General features: G+C 53.2%; 19 protein-coding genes and 4 tRNA genes. 5 read left to right on the top strand and 18 right to left on the bottom strand.

The features are described from left to right. The first annotated feature begins 95 nt into the window (after window positions 1-95). The gene (cyaY, locus tag VH187_RS07690) at window positions 96-416 is read left to right on the top strand and encodes an iron donor protein CyaY (RefSeq protein ID WP_329700871.1); all 321 of its coding nucleotides are present in this window, start codon (window positions 96-98) and stop codon (window positions 414-416) included. Here cyaY and cyaA read toward each other — a convergent pair. Beyond that, the gene (gene cyaA, locus VH187_RS07685; protein ID WP_329700870.1) at window positions 413-2,959 is read right to left on the bottom strand and encodes a class I adenylate cyclase; all 2,547 of its coding nucleotides are present in this window, start codon (window positions 2,957-2,959) and stop codon (window positions 413-415) included. The genes cyaY and cyaA overlap by 4 nt on opposite strands. A 336-nt stretch (window positions 2,960-3,295) precedes the next feature. On the opposite strand from cyaA, the gene hemC reads away from it, so the two are divergent. The 4 genes from hemC to hemY are packed head-to-tail and all read left to right on the top strand — an operon-like array spanning window position 3,296 to window position 7,379. Beyond that, window positions 3,296-4,237 (top strand): hydroxymethylbilane synthase, encoded by a 942-nt coding sequence (gene hemC, locus VH187_RS07680; RefSeq protein ID WP_329700869.1) that lies wholly within the window; start codon window positions 3,296-3,298, stop codon window positions 4,235-4,237. Further along, window positions 4,234-4,974, top strand: a complete 741-nt coding sequence (hemD, locus tag VH187_RS07675; RefSeq protein WP_329700868.1) for a uroporphyrinogen-III synthase — start codon at window positions 4,234-4,236, stop codon at window positions 4,972-4,974. Before hemC ends, hemD begins: the two co-directional genes overlap by 4 nt. A 21-nt stretch (window positions 4,975-4,995) precedes the next feature. Beyond that, complete coding sequence (gene hemX, locus VH187_RS07670; RefSeq protein WP_329700867.1) at window positions 4,996-6,180, top strand: uroporphyrinogen-III C-methyltransferase; 1,185 nt, start codon at window positions 4,996-4,998, stop codon at window positions 6,178-6,180. Between the two features lie 2 nt (window positions 6,181-6,182). Next, window positions 6,183-7,379 carry a protoheme IX biogenesis protein HemY gene (gene hemY / locus VH187_RS07665; RefSeq protein WP_329700866.1) on the top strand — a complete coding sequence of 399 codons (1,197 nt, stop codon included), beginning with the start codon at window positions 6,183-6,185 and terminating at the stop codon, window positions 7,377-7,379. Between the two features lie 569 nt (window positions 7,380-7,948). On the opposite strand, the gene VH187_RS07660 is transcribed toward hemY, so the two are convergent. From VH187_RS07660 to wecA, 17 genes are all read right to left on the bottom strand, one after another. Next, window positions 7,949-8,025 (bottom strand) — tRNA-Pro (locus VH187_RS07660). Between the two features lie 41 nt (window positions 8,026-8,066). Next, a tRNA-Leu gene (locus VH187_RS07655) sits at window positions 8,067-8,153 on the bottom strand. A 20-nt stretch (window positions 8,154-8,173) separates the two neighbouring features. Then, window positions 8,174-8,249 (bottom strand) — tRNA-His (locus VH187_RS07650). Window positions 8,250-8,317: 68 nt separating this feature from the next. Continuing rightward, window positions 8,318-8,394: transfer RNA gene (locus tag VH187_RS07645), tRNA-Arg, on the bottom strand. 102 nt (window positions 8,395-8,496) lie between these two features. Beyond that, window positions 8,497-9,882 carry a bifunctional threonine/serine APC transporter ThrP gene (gene thrP, locus VH187_RS07640; protein ID WP_329700865.1) on the bottom strand — a complete coding sequence of 462 codons (1,386 nt, stop codon included), beginning with the start codon at window positions 9,880-9,882 and terminating at the stop codon, window positions 8,497-8,499. A gap of 202 nt (window positions 9,883-10,084) precedes the next feature. After that, complete coding sequence (wecG, locus tag VH187_RS07635; RefSeq protein WP_329700864.1) at window positions 10,085-10,825, bottom strand: lipopolysaccharide N-acetylmannosaminouronosyltransferase; 741 nt, start codon at window positions 10,823-10,825, stop codon at window positions 10,085-10,087. Window positions 10,826-10,836: 11 nt separating this feature from the next. Beyond that, window positions 10,837-12,183 carry an ECA oligosaccharide polymerase gene (gene wzyE / locus VH187_RS07630; RefSeq protein WP_329700863.1) on the bottom strand — a complete coding sequence of 449 codons (1,347 nt, stop codon included), beginning with the start codon at window positions 12,181-12,183 and terminating at the stop codon, window positions 10,837-10,839. Further along, window positions 12,180-13,259, bottom strand: a complete 1,080-nt coding sequence (locus tag VH187_RS07625) for a TDP-N-acetylfucosamine:lipid II N-acetylfucosaminyltransferase (RefSeq protein WP_329700862.1) — start codon at window positions 13,257-13,259, stop codon at window positions 12,180-12,182. The genes wzyE and VH187_RS07625 overlap by 4 nt, the downstream gene beginning before the upstream one ends. Continuing rightward, a complete protein-coding gene (gene wzxE / locus VH187_RS07620; protein WP_329700861.1) occupies window positions 13,256-14,506 on the bottom strand; it encodes a lipid III flippase WzxE in 1,251 nt (416 codons plus the stop codon). Before wzxE ends, VH187_RS07625 begins: the two co-directional genes overlap by 4 nt. A gap of 1 nt (window position 14,507) precedes the next feature. After that, entirely contained in the window at window positions 14,508-15,638 is a 1,131-nt protein-coding gene (gene rffA / locus VH187_RS07615) for a dTDP-4-amino-4,6-dideoxygalactose transaminase (protein WP_329700860.1), read from the bottom strand. Window positions 15,639-15,642: 4 nt separating this feature from the next. Further along, the gene (gene rffC / locus VH187_RS07610; protein ID WP_329700859.1) at window positions 15,643-16,317 is read right to left on the bottom strand and encodes a dTDP-4-amino-4,6-dideoxy-D-galactose acyltransferase; all 675 of its coding nucleotides are present in this window, start codon (window positions 16,315-16,317) and stop codon (window positions 15,643-15,645) included. Next, a complete protein-coding gene (gene rfbA, locus VH187_RS07605; protein WP_329700858.1) occupies window positions 16,295-17,176 on the bottom strand; it encodes a glucose-1-phosphate thymidylyltransferase RfbA in 882 nt (293 codons plus the stop codon). The genes rffC and rfbA overlap by 23 nt, the downstream gene beginning before the upstream one ends. A gap of 17 nt (window positions 17,177-17,193) precedes the next feature. Beyond that, a complete protein-coding gene (rffG, locus tag VH187_RS07600; RefSeq protein WP_329700857.1) occupies window positions 17,194-18,261 on the bottom strand; it encodes a dTDP-glucose 4,6-dehydratase in 1,068 nt (355 codons plus the stop codon). Beyond that, the gene (wecC, locus tag VH187_RS07595) at window positions 18,258-19,520 is read right to left on the bottom strand and encodes a UDP-N-acetyl-D-mannosamine dehydrogenase (RefSeq protein ID WP_329700856.1); all 1,263 of its coding nucleotides are present in this window, start codon (window positions 19,518-19,520) and stop codon (window positions 18,258-18,260) included. Before wecC ends, rffG begins: the two co-directional genes overlap by 4 nt. After that, window positions 19,517-20,647 carry a non-hydrolyzing UDP-N-acetylglucosamine 2-epimerase gene (gene wecB, locus VH187_RS07590; RefSeq protein ID WP_329700855.1) on the bottom strand — a complete coding sequence of 377 codons (1,131 nt, stop codon included), beginning with the start codon at window positions 20,645-20,647 and terminating at the stop codon, window positions 19,517-19,519. Before wecB ends, wecC begins: the two co-directional genes overlap by 4 nt. 58 nt (window positions 20,648-20,705) lie before the next feature. Next, window positions 20,706-21,752, bottom strand: coding sequence for an ECA polysaccharide chain length modulation protein (gene wzzE / locus VH187_RS07585; RefSeq protein WP_329700854.1), 1,047 nt, complete (start codon window positions 21,750-21,752; stop codon window positions 20,706-20,708). A gap of 13 nt (window positions 21,753-21,765) precedes the next feature. Then, window positions 21,766-22,869, bottom strand: coding sequence for a UDP-N-acetylglucosamine--undecaprenyl-phosphate N-acetylglucosaminephosphotransferase (gene wecA / locus VH187_RS07580; protein WP_329700853.1), 1,104 nt, complete (start codon window positions 22,867-22,869; stop codon window positions 21,766-21,768). Window positions 22,870-22,916 lie beyond the last annotated feature (47 nt).

Raw genomic sequence — 22,916 nt, 5'->3', positions numbered from 1 at the left:
CAGGAGAAGATGTAAAAGCAAGCGTTTAGCGCCTGACTGCAACGGGAATTGTTTCGCGTTATACTGCCGCCATCACCTGATAATGGAAAAGAACAATGAACGACAGTGAGTTTCACCGCCTTGCAGACCAGTTGTGGATGACCATCGAAGAGAGCCTTGACGACTGGGATGGCGACAGCGATATCGATTGTGAAATTAACGGCGGCGTGCTGACGTTAAGCTTCGAAAATGGCAGCAAAATCATCATTAACCGCCAGGAGCCTTTGCATCAGGTATGGTTAGCCACCAAACAAGGCGGCTATCATTTCGATTTAAAAGACGATGTGTGGGTGTGCGATCGCAGCGGTGAAGCCTTCTGGGATTTGCTGGAGCAGGCCGCCACGCAGCAAGCAGGCGAAACCGTGACTTTCCGTTAAGAAAAGTACTGCTGTAACTGCGGAGCCGTTGCGTCCTGATTGGCAGGCGCAACGGCAGCGATAGCCTGGGTGCGGAACGGCACTACTTGCACGCGGTTGTCGACTTTCACAATCTGGTAGAACTGCGGCAGGTTGAAGTTGATAAAACTTGAGCCGTAGGTAAAGCGGTCATGCGAGGACGAGTAGAAACGACTGACGTCGCGCACCAGTTCCTCTTTGCTGCCTTCGCAGTGGTGATACACCTCTGCCCGGTTGCTCTCATCCAGAATGTAGATATTAAAACCGTTGTCTTCGCTGCTCTCTTCAAAGAAGAACTGGATAATGCCTTCGCTGGCGAAACCGTCGACCACTGGCGGCAATTTCACCTGGTTGGTTTCAACCTTCACCGACAGACCGTGCAGTTTGTTGTGGGAAATTGCACCATAAAACTCAATGGCGTTTTCCAGTTTCTGCACCGACACATTCAGACGCTCGAAGAACAGTCCCCAGGTTTGCCCCGCCACACGCAGCGCTTTGAAGCGCCCTGTTTCATGACGCGTACTGGAAAGACGCAGTTCGATGCATTCAGAAACCAGCTGCTGCACGCGGGTACGGATTAGGCCACGCAAATGCTGGCTGTAGCAGAACACTTCCACGCTATCCGGCGGGGCCGCATCCTGATGCATTTTGCCGAGAATCGTTTTCAGCGCTTCAATCATCGCCTGCTCGCCGTTGAAATGCAGTGTACGCACTTCGTTCCACGAGTTGCGATACAGCAGATCGACGCTGCCCACTAAGCAGTTTTGCTCTTCGCCGAAGCTGAACACATCCAGCTTACGGAAATCGAAATGCACGACCTGATTACGGAACGCAGCGGTCGGGTCATACTCGAGATTGACGATGATCGCCAGATGGCGAATTTCGCATGGGCTGTACAACGCTTTCGGCGTCGGCGCTGGCAGACGCAGCGGGAAGTGGTGCGATACGTCGGCGACCATCTCCTGCAATTTTGCCAGGTCGGCAATGCCGTTGCCCTTAATAAACAGGCGGGTGCGTGACGTCAGCAGGCCGTTGAACCAGGCCCACGCCACCAGCTTATTAAGATAACGGTTATATTCGAGCGGTTGATGACTGACGATCGATTCCATGTTTGGCGCGCGGTTGTAGAGATACCAGCCAGTGCGGTTAGCACGGCCCGGCGGCACATGGATAAAGGTCAGGTTTGGTTCGGAAAGATCCGGGGAAATTTGCGGGTTCACCAGCGTGACTTTGCCCGGCAGCGCTTCAAACGCCGCGTACAGTTTACGCGTCAGAACGCCGATATCCTGCGGGCTTGCAGAAACGCTGAGATTATTACGACGCGCGAAGCGAATCAGATTGCGGTAGCTCTGCATCATCGCATCGAGCAATTCGTTGTGCGCATCGCGAACTTCGTCAATCTTCCAGTTGGCGCGGTTATCCAGCATCGCCAGACGCTCTTCGCTCCAGCCCCACTCTTTCACCAACTGACCAATCACTTCACGACGCCAGCCGACACAGGCGCGTTCACGGCTGAGTTTCTCGCACACTTTCAGATAGAAACATCGACGCACCAGATCCAGACGAGTGTGGTCATCAATGGCTTGCAGATAGGTCGTTACGCGCTCAAGCATCATGCAGTACGGGTCGAGGCCGAATGACACAATCTCGCCATCGTGCAGACGCTGTTTAATATCTTTTGCCAGCAGACGACTGTTTGGATATTCCCAGGAATAGGCTTCGAGCAGCAGGGTTTTCAGCACCGCTTTGTACGGTGAATCGATGCTTTTATAGAGCTGCCACAGGCTGGCACCGAAATATTCTTCAGCAGAGAGCGAACTCATGCCGCCGAGATCCAGCCATTCGTTTGGCGTGAGCACGCCCTGCGAGTAGAGCTTCATGACGTAATCGTCGTAATGCTCTTCTTCTTCGCATGGCACCATATTCCACAGAATACGTTTGCCTGCGAGACGCACGGCGGTGCGATAAAATTCGTCGAGCAGCAAGATGTGCTGGGTTGAACCGCAATCTTCGCCGCCGAGGCTGCCACTTTCGTTATGGCGGAAACGGTTTTCGTCGATCAGGAAGAAGCTGACTTCGACACCCAGCGACGCGGCCCAGCTTTCAAGCAGGCTGCATTTACGCTGCAACAGCTGACGTTCTTCATTATCAAGCCAGGCCTGATGACAGACCCAAATATCGAGATCGGAAGAACAGCTTTGCCCCACGGAGGAAGTGCTCCCCATTGAGTACACAGCGGTGATCGGCAGTTCGCCTTTGACAGTGGTCTGCGGCGGCATGCCGCGATGCAGTTCCAGCTCGTCAAGGTAGTGGCGTTGGGTTTCATCAGGCGTGTAGAGGCAAATGCCTTTGGGTACATTACCGTCAAGGTAACCCGGCATCAGCGGATGATGATAGTGAAGCAATGTCGGCAGAAGACTATAGACCTGCTGAAAAGCCGGCCCCATGGCAGCAAGCGCGCGATCCACGCGCAATTGATTAATGGCATCCAGTCTCTGTTTCAGTGTCTCAATATAGAGGTACAAGACATATCGCCTGATGTTAAAACCTGGCGTATCGCTAAGGCGGTGAACTGCAAGGGATACGGAGGCTTTTAGAATTTCAACAAGAACCGCTACCGTCTGTCGCCATGATGGTGTGGTGCGGGCTAACAAACGGTTTAAAACGTGATCAATCTAACACCTTGCCGATTGACCGTAAAGAAAGTTGCGCTACTAACAAGTTTAGCATCAATTAACAACTGTAAATTCTTCAACACGCCCTCGCATCCCTTTTTGCTCATTTTCAGAAAAACTCGAAAACTAACATCCTTATAGCAACAATGTTAGGATGACTAGCGGACGATAACGACGGTAACAAGCATGTTAGACAAAGTTTTAAGAATTGCCACACGCCAAAGTCCACTCGCACTTTGGCAGGCACATTACGTGAAAGACAGGCTGATGGCGTGCCATCCAGGGCTACAGGTAGAGCTGGTGCCAATGGTGACGCGCGGTGATGTGATCCTTGATACGCCGCTGGCGAAAGTGGGCGGTAAAGGGTTATTTGTCAAAGAGCTGGAACTTGCGCTACTTGAAAACCGCGCCGATATCGCCGTGCATTCTATGAAAGACGTTCCGGTAGAATTTCCCGAAGGTCTCGGCCTGACGACGATTTGCGAGCGTGAAGATCCGCGTGATGCGTTTGTCTCCAACCACTTTGATTCCATCGACGCATTGCCAAAAGGCAGCGTGGTTGGCACGTCAAGTTTACGCCGTCAGTGCCAACTGGCTGCCGACCGCCCGGATCTGGTGATTCGCTCGCTGCGCGGTAACGTTGGGACTCGCCTCGGTAAGCTCGATAACGGCGATTATGATGCGATAATTCTGGCAGTGGCAGGGCTGAAACGTCTGGGTCTGGAAGACCGAGTCCGCCAGGCGTTATCGCCTGAACAATCTCTGCCAGCTGTAGGTCAAGGTGCCGTGGGCATTGAGTGTCGTCTCGACGACGAACGGACTCATGCACTGCTCGCACCGTTGAATCATACCGACACTGCCGTGCGCGTCTGCGCCGAACGAGCAATGAATACTCGCCTCGAAGGAGGCTGTCAGGTGCCGATTGGCAGCTATGCTGAATTAAGCAACGGTGAAATCTGGCTGCGCGCTTTAGTTGGCGCACCGGATGGCAGTCAAATGGTACGCGGTGAACGTCGCGGGCCTGCAGAAGACGCCGAAAAACTCGGCATTTCACTGGCTGAAGAACTGCTGAATAACGGCGCCCGCGAAATCCTCGCAGACGTCTATAACGGAGAAGCCCCTGAATGAGCATTCTGGTCACTCGCCCGTCTCCCCAAGGGGAAGAACTTGTCAGCCGCCTGCGCGCGCTGGGGCGAGAGGCCTGGAGCTTTCCGTTAATTGAATTTACCCCCGGTCGTGAACTGCCACAGTTGGCGGCGCATCTGCACGCATTGGACGACGGCGATCTGCTCATCGCCCTTTCGCAGCACGCCGTCGAGTTTGCCCACGCGCAGTTACAGCAGCTCGGGCAACGCTGGCCTGACGCACCACGCTATTTCTCCATTGGCCGCACCACCGGCCTGGCATTGCATAAAGTCAGCAGCATTGACGTTCGCTATCCCCTCGATCGGGAAATCAGCGAAGTGTTGCTACAATTACCTGAATTACAAAACGTTGCAGGCAAGAAAGTGCTGATTTTGCGTGGAAACGGCGGTCGGGAGTTGCTCGGCGAAACGTTGCAAAGTCGCGGTGCCACGGTAATTTTTTGCGAATGTTATCAACGCAGTAACCGTCATTATGACGGTGCGGAAGAAGCCATGCGCTGGCAATCGCGCGGGGTGACCCGACTGGTCATCACCAGCGGCGAAATGTTAGAACAGTTGTTTTCGCTTATTCCGCAATGGTATCGCGAGCAATGGTTGTTACACTGCGAGGTGCTTGTGGTGAGTGAGCGCTTGGCAGAACTGGCCCGGGAATTGGGCTGGAAAAACATCAAGGTAGCCGATAGCGCCGACAACGACGCGCTGCTGCGTGCTTTACAATAACTCTCAACATTGGAAGCCATAATGACGGAACAAAAAGAGAACTCCGCCGTGGTTGAAGAGACCAGGGAGGCCGTGGATGTAACGCCACAGCCGGAGAATGCTGAAAAGAAAAGCGCTGAGAAGAAAAGCAGCAACAAAGCCCCTTTGGCGCTGAGCGTGTTGGCAATTGCCATCGCACTGGCGGCAGGCATTGGCCTGTATGGTCTCGTGAAACAGCAAGGCACCAGCCAGACCTCTGCTAACGACACGCTGGTCAATCAAGTGACCGCCCTGCAAAAAGCGCAAGAATCGCAGAAAAGCGAACTGGAAGGCGTGATTAAACAGCAGGCTGAACAGCTTAGCGCCGCGAAACAGCAGCAAGCCGCGCAGGATAAACAGCTAGACGAACTGCAACAAAAAGTGGCAACGATTTCCGGGAGCGATGCTAAAACCTGGCAACTGGCGCAGGCCGATTTCCTGGTCAAACTGGCGGGTCGCAAACTGTGGAGCGATCAGGATGTCACCACCGCAGCGGCGTTGCTGAAAAGCGCCGATGCAAGTCTGGCAGACATGAATGACCCGAGCCTGATCAACGCCCGTCGCGCTATTACTGACGATATCGCGAGCCTCTCTGGCGTTGCGCAGGTCGATTACGACGGTATCATTCTCAAGATTAATCAACTGTCTAATCAGATAGATAACCTGCGTCTGGCCGATAACTCTACCGATGATTCCCCGATGGACGACGACGGCGGTGAACTCTCCAGTTCACTCGGCGAATGGCGCGTTAATCTGCAAAAAAGCTGGCAGAACTTTATGGATGGCTTTATCACCATTCGTCGCCGTGATGAAACCGCGGTTCCGCTGTTAGCGCCGAACCAGGACGTCTACCTGCGTGAAAACCTTCGCTCACGTCTGTTGGTTGCCGCCCAGGCTATCCCGCGTCATCAGCAACAAACCTATAAACAGGCACTGGATAACGTCTCCACGTGGGTGCGTGCGTACTACGACACCGACGATGCCACCACCAAAGCGTTCCTGGATGAGCTGGACTCTCTGAGTCAGCAGAACATCAATATGGATGTGCCGGAAACGCTGCAGAGCCAGGCGCTTCTGGAAAAACTGATGCAGACCCGCGTGCGTAATCTGTTGTCACAGCCTTCCGTTGCACCGAGTGCAGCATCGCAGGCTGACACCGCACCCGCTACTGCACCGCAAGGAGAATAAGCATGCTGAAAGTCTTACTGCTCTTTGCATTGCTGATCGCCGGGATCGTTGTGGGCCCGATCGTCGCAGGTCATCAGGGCTATGTCCTGATCCAGACGGATAACTACAACATTGAAACCAGCGTCACCGGTCTGGTGATCATTATGGTCCTGACCATGGTGGTGCTGTTCGCGATTGAATGGCTGCTGCGTCGCATCTTCCGCACCGGGGCACACACCCGTGGCTGGTTTGTCGGACGCAAACGACGTCGCGCACGCAAACAAACCGAACAGGCGCTGTTGAAACTGGCAGAAGGCGATTATCAGCAAGTAGAAAAGCTGATGTCGAAGAATGCCGATCACGCTGAGCAGCCGGTGGTGAACTATCTGTTAGCCGCTGAAGCGGCGCAACAGCGTGGCGATGAAGTACGTGCTAACCAACATCTGGAACGTGCCGCAGAAAGTGCTGGCAACGATTTGATCCCGGTTGAGATCACTCGCGTGCGTATACAACTGGCACGTAACGAAGATCATGCCGCACGCCATGGCGTAGACAGATTACTCGAAATTGCTCCACGTCATCCGGAAGTCCTGCGACTTGCTGAACAGGCCTATATGCGCACAGGCGCATGGGGCTCGCTGTTGGAAATCATTCCATCAATGGCGAAAGCTAACGTGGGTGATGAAGCGCATCGTGATGCACTTGAACAACAAGCGTGGATTGGTTTGATGGATCAGGCGCGGGCCGATCAGGGCAGCGATGGCCTGCGCGAATGGTGGAAAAACCAGGGCCGTAAAACCCGTCAGCAAGTACCATTGCAAGTCGCCATGGCCGATCACCTTATCGAGTGTGACGATCATGACATGGCTCAACAAATTATCATTGATGGCCTGAAGCGCCAGTATGATGACCGTCTGCTGCTGCCGGTTCCACGTCTGAAAACCAACAATCCTGAGCAGCTTGAAAAAGTCCTGCGTCAGCAGATTAAAAGCGTGGGCGACCGTCCTCTGCTGTGGAGTACGCTGGGCCAGTCGCTGATGAAACACGGTGAATGGCAAGAAGCTACCGTGGCTTTCCGCGCGGCGTTAAAACAGCGTCCAGACGCGTTTGATTACGCCTGGCTGGCAGATGCCCTCGACAGACTGCATCAGCCGGAAGAAGCCGCCGCCATGCGCCGTGACGGACTGTTACTGACGCTACAGAACAACCCACCATCCTGAGTGCTGCGCGTGACATAATCTGAAGGAGCCTTTGAGGCTCCTTTCTTTTTTCCACTTCCGGTCACGCCTTTCTCTTCGTTTATTCCGCTATCAGAATTAAACCCATAAAAAAACGCCTGCTCTGAAAACAGGGCAGGCGTTAAAACAGATCTTTTGACAACAATGGGTGCTTCACTCAACGTTATGTCCATGGTGTTTGATGAGGCCGAAGCGACATCTGTCGGTGGACGATAAGCACCGTAAACGGCTCTGCGTCATTCCTGGATTTATGAGGCGTAAACGCGAACATAAGAGATGGAATGAGCATCTACACCGATATTATTGCACAAGGTGTGCCACTCTTGCACCCCTCATTATCAGGGGTTTACGCTATTTAGGAATAGATGAGATGTCGCTAAACGGCGACGCAAAAATAAGGCAAATACGATTTTACTTAAAATCAGGGAATTAAATGTCGCCATCTGGAGACATATTCATTTGTGCGGGATTTAGAACCTGAGATTTTATTGCTTGAGGCAGAAATGCCGAATTCAGAATAGAAAAAACCCCGCCTAAGCGGGGTTCAAAATTGGTCGGCGAGAGAGGATTCGAACCTCCGACCCACTGGTCCCAAACCAGTTGCGCTACCAAGCTGCGCTACTCGCCGATGTACTGCTTTTTGAATTTTTAGTTCAATTCTTTAAGTCGTGGTGCGAGGGGGGGGACTTGAACCCCCACGTCCGTTAAGACACTAACACCTGAAGCTAGCGCGTCTACCAATTCCGCCACCGTCGCATGTCACAACTTATCAATAATGGGGTGGCTAATGGGATTCGAACCCACGACAACTGGAATCACAATCCAGGGCTCTACCAACTGAGCTATAGCCACCACTGATATTCTTTTCACGCGGCCCTGTAATTTCATTACAGACCACCGCAGCTCCAGCACCGGGTAAATGGTGCGCCCGACAGGATTCGAACCTGAGACCTCTGCCTCCGGAGGGCAGCGCTCTATCCAGCTGAGCTACGGGCGCTTAGCGCCGTTGCGGGGTCGGATATTACGGACTTCACGCGATGCTGTCTAGTCTCTTTTTAAAGAAATTTCTCGTTTGGTTATGCTTTGCACGTTTTGATGTTTATTCCTGCGATTTATGTGCCTCACCCACACGACCAAGGCGTAATACTCTGTACAGCAACGTCACGACGGCGAGGAAGATAGCACCAACAAAGAGAGACATACGTGTATCTTCGTTGAAGCCCATGCCAATCAATACGCAAACCAGGAACGCCATCGTTAAATAGTTAGTCCATGGGAACAATACCGAGCGGAACGGGTGGCTGGTCATCGCTTGTTTATGTGCGTCGCGAAAACGCAGCTGGCTTATCAGAATAACAAACCACGGCACCATGCCAGGCAGCACGCTGGCGCTGTAGACATAGACAAACACACGCTGGGGATTCGGAATGAGGTAGTTCAGGCAAGAACCGAGCAGCAGCACGGCAATCGATACAGCCACACCGACCACCGGCACACCGTTACGCGAAACTTTCGCAATCGCCGATGGCAGTTGGCGGTTTTTCGCTAACGCGTAGAGCATACGGCCACAACTGTACATGCCGCTATTACAGCCGGATAACGCCGCCGTCAGCACCACAAAATTGATGATCCCTGCCGCTGCCGTGATGCCGATTTTGGCAAAAGTCAGTACGAACGGACTGCCATTGCTGCCAATTTCGTTCCACGGGAAAATCGTCACAATGACGAAAATAGCGCCCACGTAGAAAATCAGAATACGCCACAGCACTTTCCCGACCGCGCTACGCAATGTGACTTGCGGATTTTTCGCCTCGCCTGCGGTAATGCCGATAAGCTCCACGCCCTGGTACGACGCAACCACGATACATAGCGCGGTCAGGAAGCCTTTCCAACCACCCGCGAAGAAGCCGCCATTTTCGGTCAGATTGCCGAAGCCCAAGGCGTGACCACCGTTACCGAAACCAAAGAAGATAACGCCCAGCCCCACGACAATCATCACGATAATGGTCGTGACTTTGATCATGGCGAACCAAAACTCAAGCTCGCCGTATAAACGCACCGCCGCCAGATTCGCCAACCCCACTAACGCGACGGCGATAAGTGCAGGTATCCATTGTGCCATCTCCGGGAACCAGAATTGGGTGTACACGCCAATCGCGGTTATCTCTGAAATCCCGACCGCTATCCACATAAACCAGTAGGACCAGGCCGTGAGATAGCCGAAGAATGGACTCATGTAACGATGCGCATAAACGGCAAACGAGCCAGTAACCGGTTCGAGGAACAGCATTTCGCCCATCGAACGCATAATGAAGAAGACAAACAACCCGGCGATGATGTACGCCAACAATACTGACGGACCCGCCCACTTGAGCGTGCTCGCTGACCCCATAAACAAACCGACGCCAATGGTGCCGCCGAGCGCAATGAGTTCAATGTGTCGCGCTTCCAGCCCTCGCTGCAGCACCGGTTGTTTCTCCGTCATAAATCCTCGTGTGTTTGTCGCGTGCCGGTCAAAGCCGGTTATTGTTCTGAACAGAATCACTGCTGTGAAATGTCTGCACGCAGTGATGCACAGGCTTGAAGGGTGCGCATGGTTAATTAAAATGGCTGAAATGGCAAACAAAGTATTAGTTACGTGAATGTATTGCACAATTTCCGTGCAATACATTTTTAAGCGAGGGAGATTAAAGCTGGCCGGTGTAGTGCCAGCGAAGATAGCGCAGAAGGCGCAGCTGACGGGTAAGACGGCTTGGCTGCGACAGTAAACGGTAGAGCCATTCCAGCCCCAGCTTTTGCCATATTTTAGGCGCACGTTTTACGTGACCGGTGAACACGTCATAGGTGCCGCCAACGCCCATATACAAAGAATCCGGATGAACCAGACGGCAGTCGCGCATCAAGATTTCCTGCTTCGGTGAACCCATCGCTACGGTGACAATCTTCGCGCCGCTGGCGTGAATGCGCTCAAACAGCGCCTGCCGTTCTTCCGGTTTGAAATACCCGTCCTGGCTTCCGGCGATATTGACGTTCCACTGCTGGCGCAGTTTAGCTTCAGTTTGAGCGAGAACATCTGGCTTTCCACCGATCAAGAAAACGGGCGTGCCTTCCGCTCCTGCTCGCGCCATCAACGCTTCCCATAGATCTGCACCCGCGACGCGTGAAACGTTCGCCTGCGGGTATTTCTTGCGAATCGAGCGCACCACACTGATGCCATCGGCATATTTGAATTCCGCAGCGTCTATCAACGTTCGCACCTCGGCGTTATCTTCCGCCGTCAGCACTTTTTCGGCGTTGATCGCTACCAGCGTCCCCTGCCTCATCTGCCCATCGGCATACAGATAGTCGAGCGCATGCTGCATATCGCGCCAGCCGATAAGCTGCAAACCGCGAACAGTGTAAAGCGGCGCTGCTGTTGGATCCGTCATGTGTTTCCTTATCAAACCAGAGGGTGTGGCAACGGCCTTGATCGCTTATTGATAAGCCCGGCGCTGTCCAGCAGCCAGTAAAGCATTTTGGCGATCAGCAGGCAGAGCCCGAACACCACCAGGAAAAAGACCACGCGAGAAACGAAAGAGTCGAGTCCTTCGCGGGCCAGCACAATCATGTTGAAGATAGCCCCAAAACAGAAACTGTGCAGGATCGCCGCTTTGTAGCGGTTCGTTTCACGGTTGCCAAGCAGATAGAGCCAGTCAAACCATTTAATGATTAGGCCGACCACCACCGCGCCGAGCGGAATAAACCACGCGCCGCCCATCACCAACAACGAACCGATAAGCGTCGGGGAGATCGCCAGCCCGGAATGGTTATTCAGCACTTCCCAGGTAAAGTAGTTGGCGGTGTTCAGCACAATGCCAGGCCGCTCGGGCCACAACCAGGTGGGGATAAACACATAGAAATCGCGCACGATCGGCGCCAGTCCCTGAAAATCAATTTTGTCGTAGTTTTGCAGCAGCAGCGCCAGGTTTTCCCACGGCGAGAAGGTATCGCGCGTCAGATAGAGGAAGGTGTAGAACGCCTCGTCACCGCTGACGTTCAAACCATAGCGTTTCAGCGCCAACCAGAACATCCCGACAATGCCCAGCACACCCGCCGCCGCCAGCATCCACAGAGAGATCCAGCCGCGAATGATGCCGATAAACAGGAAAATGGCGAAAGCGATAATGATGTTGGCACGCGTCCCGCCGACGATCACATAAGTCAGCAAACCAAATGCCACAGTGCTGACAAGGAAGAAAATCCACGCTTTGCTGTCCTGGCGTAAGAAGTACACCACTAACATCGCCGGAATGAAGAAATAGAAGAAGCGTTTAAGCGCCACGCCAGAGACTTCACTGGAGAAAATTTGGCTATAGGAGTGCAGTTTGAACAGCAGGAAGCCGTTATGCATAAAGAACACGCCGACGCAGAACAGCGCAACCAGCGCCAGTATCATCCACGTCAGATGCGTTTCCACCCGGTTCATGGTGAACAGCGGACGGCGCTCTGAGAGTGGCCGCGAGGCACGCAAACGCGTTTTGTACGCCACATAGTAAACCGCATAAAAACAGACCGCCGACAACTGTGCCTGAAGCAAAATTTCAGGCGGCGCGATACCTACGTCGAAGCGGAAGACTAACATCATCGACAGCGGGAAGCCGAAGAAAAACGTCAGCAAAAACAGCAGCGAGAAGAAGACATTAAAGTTAAAGCGCACCCGACGAAACTCAAAGTAAGTCAGTGTGGCGATAAACAGCGATGAAAACAGCCAGACCACAAACAGGCCGGTAAACTGCATCAGGCTCATTGCGCTTCTCCTGCTGCAACCCGCAACGCTTGGTTCCACGGTTCAAGATAGTTTGGACGGAAAAACGCGATCTGTGTTTTATCCACACCCGCCAGTTGTCGCTGTGCTTCACGCACAATGTCGACGTTCAGCGTGTCAGCGGTAAACAGTACCGGAATGTGTTGCTCAACCATATCCTGCCAGAACGGGTTTTCCCGGTTCAACACGCAGGGAATGCCCGCCTGGATTAGCAGACACAATGTGCCAATGCCCTGCTGGCGCGGGAAGAGGAAGTAACCCAAATCACAGCGACGTAGCAGCGCCAGATAATCGTCGAACGCCAGTTTTTCACTGAGGATTTGCAAGTGTTCTGTGCTAAACAACGCCGCACCCGCCGCACGAACCTCGGCAATATAAGCCTCGTTACTCGCCGGATAGCCCATCGGCAGCACAACATTGACTGTGTCGCCAAACTGCTGATGAATCGCTTTCAGCGCGGCAATGTGGTCATTGCTGCGATCGCCGGAGTTGCCGACCAGAATGGTCAGCGTCGGGTTGTCACGCTGCTCATTTGCCATCTCGTTCAATGATGGATCCATGCGCGTCGGGAAATAGAGCAACTCACCCTGCACGTTTGGATGCACACTTGCAAAGGTATTCAAATCGCCACGCGTCGCGAAAACACGGCCCACGCGCCCTTGTGCCAGGCGGCGAAGCGGATAAAACAGACGGAATTTCAGGCCGCGCGACACTTCGTAAAGATCCGCGCCCCAGATATGCCAGTTAAACTGCGCGGGCTTAATGCCGCCGGAAAGCAGAGCCAGCCACAACCCGGTATTGAACTGTCCGTGGAAGAAGAAGCGCTGTTCACGGTTCACTTTGGCTTTCGCCACCACGGCTGTCGCCAGCGCTTTCTTGTTGGGATAAAAAGTCACCGAGAGATTCGGGCCAGCGGCGCGTAATTCGTTTTCATCGCCCACCACCATAAACGCGCGCGCGTGCTCACTGCCAGCCGCCAGCTCTTCGCTGAAAAACCGCAGGACGGTCTGGTTATGGTGCGGGATATCCGATCCCAATACATGTATCAGTGCAGTCATGCGCGTTTACGCCAAATTAAAAATACGCCGCTACACAGCGCAAAATAAACGATATAGGTCGCCATGTAGGCCTGTGCTGCTCCCAATGCGCCATGCGCCGGGATCAGCCAGTGTGAGAACGCAGTCAGCAAGGTGAACTGGCTGATTTCTGTCAGAATATAAAACCGCAGCGAGGCTTTGGCGATCACCAGATAGCCGTAGACGTAAGCGCCTACTTTCAGCACATCACCCACCAGTTGCCACGCGAAGAGGTCACGCATCGCAGTGAACTTCGCGGAGAACAATAACCAAATGGCAAAATCACGCAACAGCCAGACGGTGAGACTTGCCGCCGCCACCGCAGGAAGCACAAACTTGAGTGCTTTACCGATTTCACGGGTGATGTCTGTTTTGACCGTCAATCGTGAGAGCGTCGGCAGTAAATAGACGCTGAACGAAGCGGTAATAAATTGCAGGTAGGCATCGGAAATACTGCTCACGCCCTGCCAAATACCGACTTCATCCCAGCTGAAATGCGCCGCTAGCAGATTTCGCATCATCACGTAAGCCACCGGCAATGTCACCGAGGTTATCAGCGCCATCAGGGTGAATTTGCCTAACTGCCCGGCATAAAACGCATCCCAGCGTGGTTTAAGGTAAGCAAAAGGAATCGCTTTGCGTTTCGCCAGCATGATGCCCGCCGGAAGTACCACCAGCGCAGGCACTAATGCCAGACCCAGCAATGCGCCCTCGTAGCCGCCAAGATGCCAGCTTACAAAATATGCCGCGACGCCAATAAGGCTACCGGCAATCAGTGCCAGTGCGTTTCCGGACGCATCACGAAAACCTTTCAACAACGCCAGCAACAGGTTCGCCCAGGCGATCCCCATTTGGACCAGCGCCACTAAACGCACTAAACCCTGATAATGAGTATGACCGAACAGGCCCTGGCTAATGGGCGCGGCCGCAAGCACGAAAATGACCGCCAGCAGCGTCGAGAAGCCGAGCACCATTGTCGATGAAGTGCCTACGACTTTACGTAAATGATCAGGGTCGTCGTGATACTGCGCGACAAATTTAGTGACGCCGTTGAAGATCCCCGCGCCTGCCAGCACGCCCAATACCGTGACCAGCTGACGGAAATTCCCCGCCTGACCCACGCCAGACGGACCATATGAGACCGCCAACAGTTTTACGACCAGCAGACCCGCACCAATTTTGACCAGCGTGCTGGCTGCCGTCCAGATTGAAGCTTTTGCCAGTGACATATCAGGCGAAGTAGCTCAGCAGGGAGTTAATCACCGTACGTTGATTCACTGTCGCCAGATTGTAGAACAGCGGCAGGCGCAGCAAACGCTCACTTTCCTGGGTGGTAAAGCGATCGTCACCACGGAATTCGCCGAATGCTTCACCGGCAGGCGAAGAGTGCAGCGGGATATAGTGGAACACCGCCATGATTTCCGCTTCTTTCAGCCAGGCAATCAGTTTGCCGCGATCGGCCTCATCGCGCAGCTTGATATAGAACATGTGCGCATTGTGAACACAATCGGCAGGAACAGTTGGCAACTCAATACGACCCGCATCCGCCAGCGGTTTCAGCGCATCGTAATAGGTTTGCCACAGGCTCAGGCGCTGCTGATTAATGCGGTCTGCCGCTTCCAGTTGCGCCCATAAATAAGCGGCCTGCAAATCGGCCATCAGATAGCTGGAGCCAATATCGCGCCAGGTGTATTTATCGACCTGACCACGGAAGAACTGACTGCGGTTAGTGCCTTTTTCGCGGATCACTTCAGCACGCTCAACCAGCTTGCTGTCGTTAATCAGCGTCGCACCGCCTTCGCCACCCGCAGTGTAGTTTTTGGTTTCATGGAAGCTAAAGCAGCCAATGTGCCCGATGGTGCCCAATGCGCGGCCTTTATAGGTCGACATCACGCCCTGTGCGGCATCTTCCACCACAAACAGATCGTGTTTTTTGGCAATTGCCATGATGGTGTCCATTTCACAGGCCACGCCTGCGTAATGCACCGGCACGATAGCGCGGGTTTTGTCAGTGATCGCCGCTTCAATCAGCGTTTCATCGATGTTCATCGTATCGCGTCGAATATCGACAAAGATGATTCTCGCCCCGCGCAACACGAATGCGTTGGCGGTGGATACGAAAGTATAACTCGGCATGATCACTTCATCGCCGGGCTGGATATCCAGCAGCAGCGCCGCCATTTCCAGCGATGCGGTGCAGGACGGTGTTAACAGCACTTTGGCGCTGCCAAAACGTTGCTCCATCCACTGCTGACAGCGACGGGTAAAACCGCCATCGCCGCACAGTTTTCCACTGCCCATGGCAGATTGCATGTAATCGAGTTCGGTACCGACAACCGGTGGAGCATTAAAGGGAATCATCGTGTCACCTGTATAACCAGTAGGCGGTGCTTTCAAGAACAGCCCCGCTTTGAATGTAACGTTTAAGGGCTGCGGTGTTGCCCATTTGGGTGCCCACCCGCAGCGTTGTCAGCTGATGCTCATGCGCCCAGCGCATTGCCGTCTGCATTAAGACTTCACCCGCGCCGCGCCCAGCCAGCAGCCCAATGCGGGCTTCACTTTCGTTTAACTGACGCAGGGAAACAAAAGCGCGGACATCGGCGCTATTGTCACGAAAAATCAGGCATTGATGGTCAAACGTGCCGCGAACGGCATTTTCAATCCATTGCGCGTAGAAGCGCCCGCTTACGTCTTCGGCATACCATGGCGCGCGAAAACGGCTCTGAGCAAACGCCTGTGCGGCGAGCTCCCGCAGTTGCGGAATATCACGCTCGGTGGCGATTTCTGCCTGTGGATTAACGTCGTCTATCACAGCCAATTTAAAATCGACTTCGCCTTCTACCAGTTGGAAGCCCAACTGTTGCAACGCATCGAGCCAGTCGGTGCGCTGCGCTGGAATTTTAGCCTGCACCCGCGCCCAGTTCGCTAAATCATTGGCACACAGTTCCGGAGAATCATCGCTAAAGCGCAAAATCGCGCTGTCGATACCGAAAAACTGCGACTCCCAACTGAGAGGCTCAATACTGGCGTGGACGCGCACGAAGCAGCTCCAGCAGATATTGGCCGTAGCCGGTTTTGAGCAGTTGGTTAGCCGCGCGTTTTACGCCGTCGTCATTCAGCCAGCCATTACGCCAGGCAATTTCTTCCAGACAGGCGATTTTGAATCCCTGACGCTTTTCCACCGTCTGCACAAAGGTGCTGGCTTCAATCAGGCTGTCGTGCGTGCCGGTATCGAGCCACGCAAAACCACGCCCGAGCAGCTCGACCGTCAATTTGCCATCATCGAGGTACATTTGGTTGATGGAGGTAATTTCCAACTCACCACGCTCGGACGGTTTTACGCGCTTCGCGTAATCCACCACGTTGTGGTCGTAGAAATAGAGGCCGGTGACAGCCCAGTTGGATTTTGGCGCTTTGGGTTTTTCTTCCAGCGAGATCGCACGGAAATTATCGTCAAACTCAACTACGCCAAAACGTTCCGGATCCATCACCTGATAGCCAAATACGGTCGCGCCTTCGGTGCGTACCGCCACGCTACGCAGTTTCGGGCTGAACCCCTGACCAAAGAAGATATTATCGCCCAGCACCAGGCACGATGGCTCTCCGGCAAGGAAGGTTTCAGCGATGATAAACGCTTGTGCGAGGCCGTCCGGGTTTGCCTGCTCGGCATAATGCAGCTCAATACCAAATTCCGAACCGTCGCCCAACAGGCGCTGGAAAGCGCTTTTGTCTTCCGGCGTAGTGATGATAAGAATTTCGCGGATCCCCGCCAGCATCAGCACTGACAGCGGATAGTAGATCATCGGCTTGTCATAGATCGGCAGCAGCTGTTTCGATACGCCACGGGTGATGGGATGCAGTCGGGTGCCGGAACCGCCGGCCAGAATAATGCCTTTCATATGTCCTCCCGGGAGGGTTAGCCTTTCAGGCCGAGACGTTCGCCTTGATAACTGCCGTCCAGCACTTGTTGCCACCATGACGGGTTGTCGAGATACCACTGCACGGTTTTGCGCATGCCTGTTTCGAACGTCTCTTCGGGCGTCCAGCCCAGTTCACGCTCTATTTTGCTGGCGTCAATGGCGTAACGCACATCATGTCCGGGCCTGTCGGTCACGAAGGTGATTAAATCCTGATACTGCGCCACGCCTTCTGGTTTTTGCGGCACCAACTCTTCGAGCAGCGCACAAACGGTGCGCACAACGTCGATATTCTTGCGTTCGTTATGACCGCCGATATTGTATGTCTCACCCACAGTACCGGTAGTCACCACGCGATAAAGCGCACGCGCATGATCTTCAACATACAGCCAGTCGCGAACCTGTAAACCATTGCCATAAACCGGCAGCGGTTTGCCTGCGAGTGCATTCAGGATGGTCAACGGGATCAGTTTTTCCGGGAAATGATACGGCCCGTAATTATTAGAGCAATTGGTGACGACAGTGGGTAAACCGTATGTACGCAGCCACGCGCGCACCAGATGATCGCTTCCCGCCTTTGAGGCTGAGTAGGGGCTGCTTGGCGCATACGGTGTTGTTTCAGTGAAGAAGTCATCGCTGCCGTGCAAATCGCCATACACTTCATCGGTCGAAATGTGGTGGAACCGGAACGCCGCTTTTTTCTCTGCTTCCAACGAATTCCACCAGCCACGCGCGGCTTCTAGCAGGGTGTAAGTCCCCACAATGTTGGTTTCGATAAACGCCGCGGGCCCATCAATTGAACGGTCAACATGGCTTTCAGCAGCCAGATGCATGACCAGGTCAGGCTGATGGCGAGATAACACGTCGTCCAACGCCTGGCGGTCACAGATATCGACTTGTTCAAAAGCGAAGCGCTCGTTTTGAGCAACGGGAGCAAGTGAGGCAAGATTTCCGGCGTAGGTCAGTTTATCCACAACAACGACGCTGTCAGTGGTTTCACTGATGATGTAACGCACCACAGCGGAACCGATAAAGCCCGCGCCGCCAGTCACCAGAATCTTTTTCAACGCCACACTCCTTTGGTATCGACCACAAACGCCTGCTGAATACTTTCACCATCGATAGCCTTGAACTGTTTATGATCGACCAGCATCACCAGCACGTCGGCTTGCGCCAGTGCATCCTCAAGGGTTAAGAGTATGGCTTTATCGGTGAGTTTTTTCGGCAATTGATGCACGTTAGGCTCAACCACCAGCGTTTCGCCACTGTGCCAGTCGGCAATCAGTTCGGCGATTTCCATCGCCGGGCTTTCACGTAAGTCATCGATATTCGGTTTGAACGCCAGGCCGAAGCAGGCAATTTTAATTTCGCTGGCGCGCTTGTCTTTGGCGGCCAGGCAATCTGCAACCATCGCTTTGACTTGATTCATCACCCAGTGCGGTTTGTGATCGTTCACTTCGCGCGCGGTGCGAATCAAACGCGCCTGCTGCGGATTTTGCGCCACGATAAACCACGGGTCGACGGCGATGCAGTGTCCACCCACGCCAGGGCCTGGCTGGAGAATATTGACGCGTGGATGACGATTCGCCAGGCGAATCAACTCCCAGACGTTAATCCCCTGGTCGGCACATATCAGCGACAGTTCGTTGGCGAAAGCAATGTTGACATCGCGGAAACTGTTTTCAGTCAGCTTGCACAACTCAGCGGTGCGCGCGTTGGTTATCACGCATTCGCCTTCGAGGAAAATATTGTAGAGTTCGCTGGCACGAGCGGAACAAACAGGCGTCATACCGCCAATCACCCGATCGTTTTTAATCAGTTCAACCATCACTTGCCCTGGGAGCACGCGCTCCGGGCAATAAGCGATATTCACATCAGCCTGCTCACCGGCCTGCTGCGGGAAGGTTAAATCCTGACGCAGTTCAGCCAACCACTGAGCAACCTGCTCGGTTGCGCCCACTGGTGAAGTGGATTCCAGAATCACCAATGCCCCTTTCTTAAGCACCGGAGCAATGGATTTGGCTGCCGCTTCGACAAACGCCATATCCGGCTCATGCTCGCCTTTGAACGGCGTTGGCACTGCAATCAGGTATGCATCCGCTTCAACCGGCGTGGTACTGGCTTTCAGATAGCCGCCAGCCACTGCCGTTTTAACCACCTCATCAAGATCGGGCTCAACGATGTGGATCTCGCCGCGGTTGATGGTATCTACCGCGTGTTGATTGATATCCACACCTACCACCTGTTTCTGACGGGAGGCAAATGCTGCTGCCGTCGGCAGTCCTATATAGCCAAGGCCAATCACAGAGATGGTCGAAAAACTCATAGTGTTACCTGATTGTTTTTGAGAGCTGATAAAATTCGACTACAGGCCTGACCGTCACCATAAGGATTGTGTGCACGGCTCATGGCCTGATATTCCTGTTCATCACGCAGCAATCGTGTCACTTCATTCACAATATGCTGACGATTGGTGCCTACCAGCCTGACCGTTCCGGCATCGACGGCTTCTGGACGTTCCGTGGTGTCACGCATAACCAGAACCGGTTTACCTAACGACGGCGCTTCTTCCTGAATGCCACCGGAATCGGTGAGAATGAGCCAGGCGCGGTTCATCAACCAAACGAACGGCAAATAATCTTGCGGCTCGATCAGGAAAACATTATCCACCTGACTCAGAATACGGTTTACCGGTTCGCTCACGTTCGGATTAAGATGTACCGGGTATACGACCTGAACATCCGGGTTTTCAGCAGCGATTTCTGCCAGTGCATGGCAGATTTGCTCAAACCCCTGACCAAAGCTCTCACGGCGATGGCCCGTTACCAGGATCAGTTTCTTATCACTGTCTAAGAATGGGTAGCGCCCGGCCAGTTCAGCACGCAGCGACTCATCACTTAACACGCGATCACGCACCCAGAAAAGCGCGTCAATCACGGTATTCCCGGTAACCACAATACCGTTGTCGGAAATGTTTTCGTGCAGCAGATTCTGGCGTGAATTTTCCGTTGGCGCGAAGTGATACATCGCCAGGTGACCCGTCATGGTGCGGTTCGCTTCCTCCGGCCATGGCGAATAGAGATCGCCTGTACGCAATCCTGCTTCAACATGCCCTACCGGGATACGCTGGTAAAACGCGGCAAGACTTGCCGCCATCGTCGTTGTGGTATCGCCATGCACTAACACAACGTCCGGTTTAAAAGACTCAAGCACGGGTTTTAAACCCTGCAAAATACGGCAGGTAATTTCCGTCAGCCCTTGCCCTGGGCTCATCACATTAAGATCATAATCAGGAACGATGGAAAAGAGCTTTAATACCTGGTCGAGCATCTCCCGATGCTGCGCGGTTACGCAAACTTTTGCCTCAAAATGAGGGTCCTTTGCCAGCGCATGAACCAACGGCGCCATTTTGATTGCTTCTGGTCGGGTGCCGAATACAGTCAATACTTTCACATCAATTCTCTTTGAAAGGGTGGCGAAAGCAGTGTCTCTCTTGCCACAAAAAATTCTTTTATCGTGTACGACGACGAACCAGTGCAATACCCGCGCCAATCAACGCACCGACAATGCCCCACATCACCATCAAAAAGACACGGCGTGGGCTGTCTCGTTTTACCGGTTCTTCTGGCGTTCGCAAATAACGATAGGTCTGAAAACGTGAGTCCATGCTTGGGCCAACATTCAGTGTCGTCAACATCGCTTTATTCTGATCGTAATCCAGATCGAACTCCGGGCCGACCGATTGCAGATTTTCGAGTCGTGCCTGTAACATCGGACGACCGAGCATGAACAGTTCTGAGTCGGGTAACTGCTCCGCTGGTACATCGGTTTCACTTCGCGAGATGTTGTTCTGTTGTGCCACTTTCAATGCTTGCTGAACGCTATGAAGCTTGCGGTCAAAAATGGTCTGAGCAACCGCTTCCTGGCGTTTTACCTGCGCTTTCATCTGAACAGTGCGTGCCGCCCAGGCACCTTTCAGTTCGTCATTCAAATGACCAGCGGCACGTTGGCTGGCGAAAGCAACATACTGACGCAACAGGTTGTTTGCATCCGGGGCCGTTTCAGCCACCAGCTTGACGCTGTCATTCAGATTTTTCAGCGGATCGCCCGGCGTAAACTGAATATCGTTGATTTGATCGTCAAGCAATGCCGCATCTGCACGCGCATTGCCAGATTTACGCTGTTTGAAATAATCCGTTTGCAGCCAAAACTCACGACGCGTATCCCACGACGCCAGTTGCATGATGAACTCTTTGTAGGATTCATCCATGACTGAAGGTTGATCTGTGCTCGCGAGATTAGCGTTGATGTCAAGATTGCGTAAAAACTGCTGCTGTGAATAGTAGCCGCCGAGCATGTTAACCGTCGGTCGGTCCGTAATCGCCGTAGCGCTCCATTCCTGTCTGGCGAAAAAGGTATAGACGAGAACAATCAGAGCAAAAAGAACAGCGGTCCCGACAATCCAGCGTTTCCCAGCCCATAACGTGCAAAACAGACCGCGAATATCCAGTTCATTTTCAGCGCTCACTGAGCTTGCTCCCGGTAATTGTTGTGTCATCTTTCTTCCAGATTTATTTGGTTAAATGGTGCGTTTTACCATTATGCCGACGAATTCGTCGCTTCACCCGTTTGATGAAGCGCGCCACTTTCCATGCTCGTTTTATACAGTAACCGTACATAAAAAAAGCAAGTATAAACAGTAGTAACATGCCCCATTCTGGAATAACTCGCGTGTATTCTCCTACAACGCCGACAGCAGCCAATAGAGCCGCAGCCAAGGTAATCAGCACAAAAGCCTGCCTGGATGTAAAACCCGCCCGCATGATCAAGTGGTGAATATGTTGTCTGTCCGCAGAAAAAGGACTCATCCCCTTACGCAGACGCCGGAACATGATAGCGACCATATCCATCAGCGGAATAGCGATAATCCACAGTGCCGTCACCGGGCTTATAGGGTGGGTTTTTCCTTGGGTCGTTTCCAACAGTATCCAGATAACAGTGAACCCCAACAGCGTGCTACCCGCGTCCCCCATAAAGACCTTATAGCGACGCCCAAGCACACCAAGATTGAGCAAAACATAGGGAAGGATTGCAGCAATCATAGCGAAACACCACATGGCCAGACTGTATTGCCCGTCGAACCATAGGATTATCCCCATCGCGGCAAAAGATACGCTGGAAAGTCCACCCAAAAGGCCATCTATACCGTCCACCATGTTGAACGCATTGATAGCAGCCCATACTGCAAACAACGTCAAGAAGTAACCAAACGGGCCGAGGACAAGTTCCCAAGAACCGAAGATGTACCCGAGGCTGCTCAGATACAGTTTTCCCTGCACCATCATCACAACCCCGATCAGGGCCTGAACCATTGCGCGAAACTTCACGCTGATGTCATAACGATCATCAAGAGCGCCAATTGCCACCAGCACAGCTGCGCAGCTTAGATAAAGCCTGGCATGGGGGATATAGTAATCAATAAGACCGAAGGTAAAGCAAACTCCCGCGAACACAGAAATACCACCGACCAGAGGGATCATCCCCTGGTGGCGTTTACGGTAATTGGGTTTATCCACTAAACCCACCCTTTTAGCTGCCTTGCGCGCGAAAAAAAGGAATAAGGTTGTGAACAAAAAAATACTGATCAGATCAGCGCATGCTGTCAGTAAATTCACAATGCGTGCTCTCTGGGAAAATTATTAGCAAAAGTATACTCATGATA

The organism is Scandinavium sp. (genome assembly GCF_036271055.1).
Taxonomy (GTDB): Bacteria; Pseudomonadota; Gammaproteobacteria; order Enterobacterales; family Enterobacteriaceae; genus Scandinavium.
Note: the sequence above shows the minus strand (reverse complement) of the source record. Positions and strands in the feature narration are given on the sequence as shown.

What these genes read in the sequence shown, in the direction of transcription:
- cyaY (WP_329700871.1), top strand. Translation starts at nt 96, where the DNA reads ATGAACGACAGTGAGTTTCACCGCCTTGCAGACCAGTTGTGGATGACC.
- hemC (WP_329700869.1), top strand. Translation starts at nt 3,296, where the DNA reads ATGTTAGACAAAGTTTTAAGAATTGCCACACGCCAAAGTCCACTCGCA.
- hemD (WP_329700868.1), top strand. Translation starts at nt 4,234, where the DNA reads ATGAGCATTCTGGTCACTCGCCCGTCTCCCCAAGGGGAAGAACTTGTC.
- hemX (WP_329700867.1), top strand. Translation starts at nt 4,996, where the DNA reads ATGACGGAACAAAAAGAGAACTCCGCCGTGGTTGAAGAGACCAGGGAG.
- hemY (WP_329700866.1), top strand. Translation starts at nt 6,183, where the DNA reads ATGCTGAAAGTCTTACTGCTCTTTGCATTGCTGATCGCCGGGATCGTT.
- thrP (WP_329700865.1), bottom strand. Translation starts at nt 9,882, where the DNA reads ATGACGGAGAAACAACCGGTGCTGCAGCGAGGGCTGGAAGCGCGACAC.
- wecG (WP_329700864.1), bottom strand. Translation starts at nt 10,825, where the DNA reads ATGACGGATCCAACAGCAGCGCCGCTTTACACTGTTCGCGGTTTGCAG.
- wzyE (WP_329700863.1), bottom strand. Translation starts at nt 12,183, where the DNA reads ATGAGCCTGATGCAGTTTACCGGCCTGTTTGTGGTCTGGCTGTTTTCA.
- VH187_RS07625 (WP_329700862.1), bottom strand. Translation starts at nt 13,259, where the DNA reads ATGACTGCACTGATACATGTATTGGGATCGGATATCCCGCACCATAAC.
- wzxE (WP_329700861.1), bottom strand. Translation starts at nt 14,506, where the DNA reads ATGTCACTGGCAAAAGCTTCAATCTGGACGGCAGCCAGCACGCTGGTC.
- rffA (WP_329700860.1), bottom strand. Translation starts at nt 15,638, where the DNA reads ATGATTCCCTTTAATGCTCCACCGGTTGTCGGTACCGAACTCGATTAC.
- rfbA (WP_329700858.1), bottom strand. Translation starts at nt 17,176, where the DNA reads ATGAAAGGCATTATTCTGGCCGGCGGTTCCGGCACCCGACTGCATCCC.
- wecC (WP_329700856.1), bottom strand. Translation starts at nt 19,520, where the DNA reads ATGAGTTTTTCGACCATCTCTGTGATTGGCCTTGGCTATATAGGACTG.
- wzzE (WP_329700854.1), bottom strand. Translation starts at nt 21,752, where the DNA reads ATGACACAACAATTACCGGGAGCAAGCTCAGTGAGCGCTGAAAATGAA.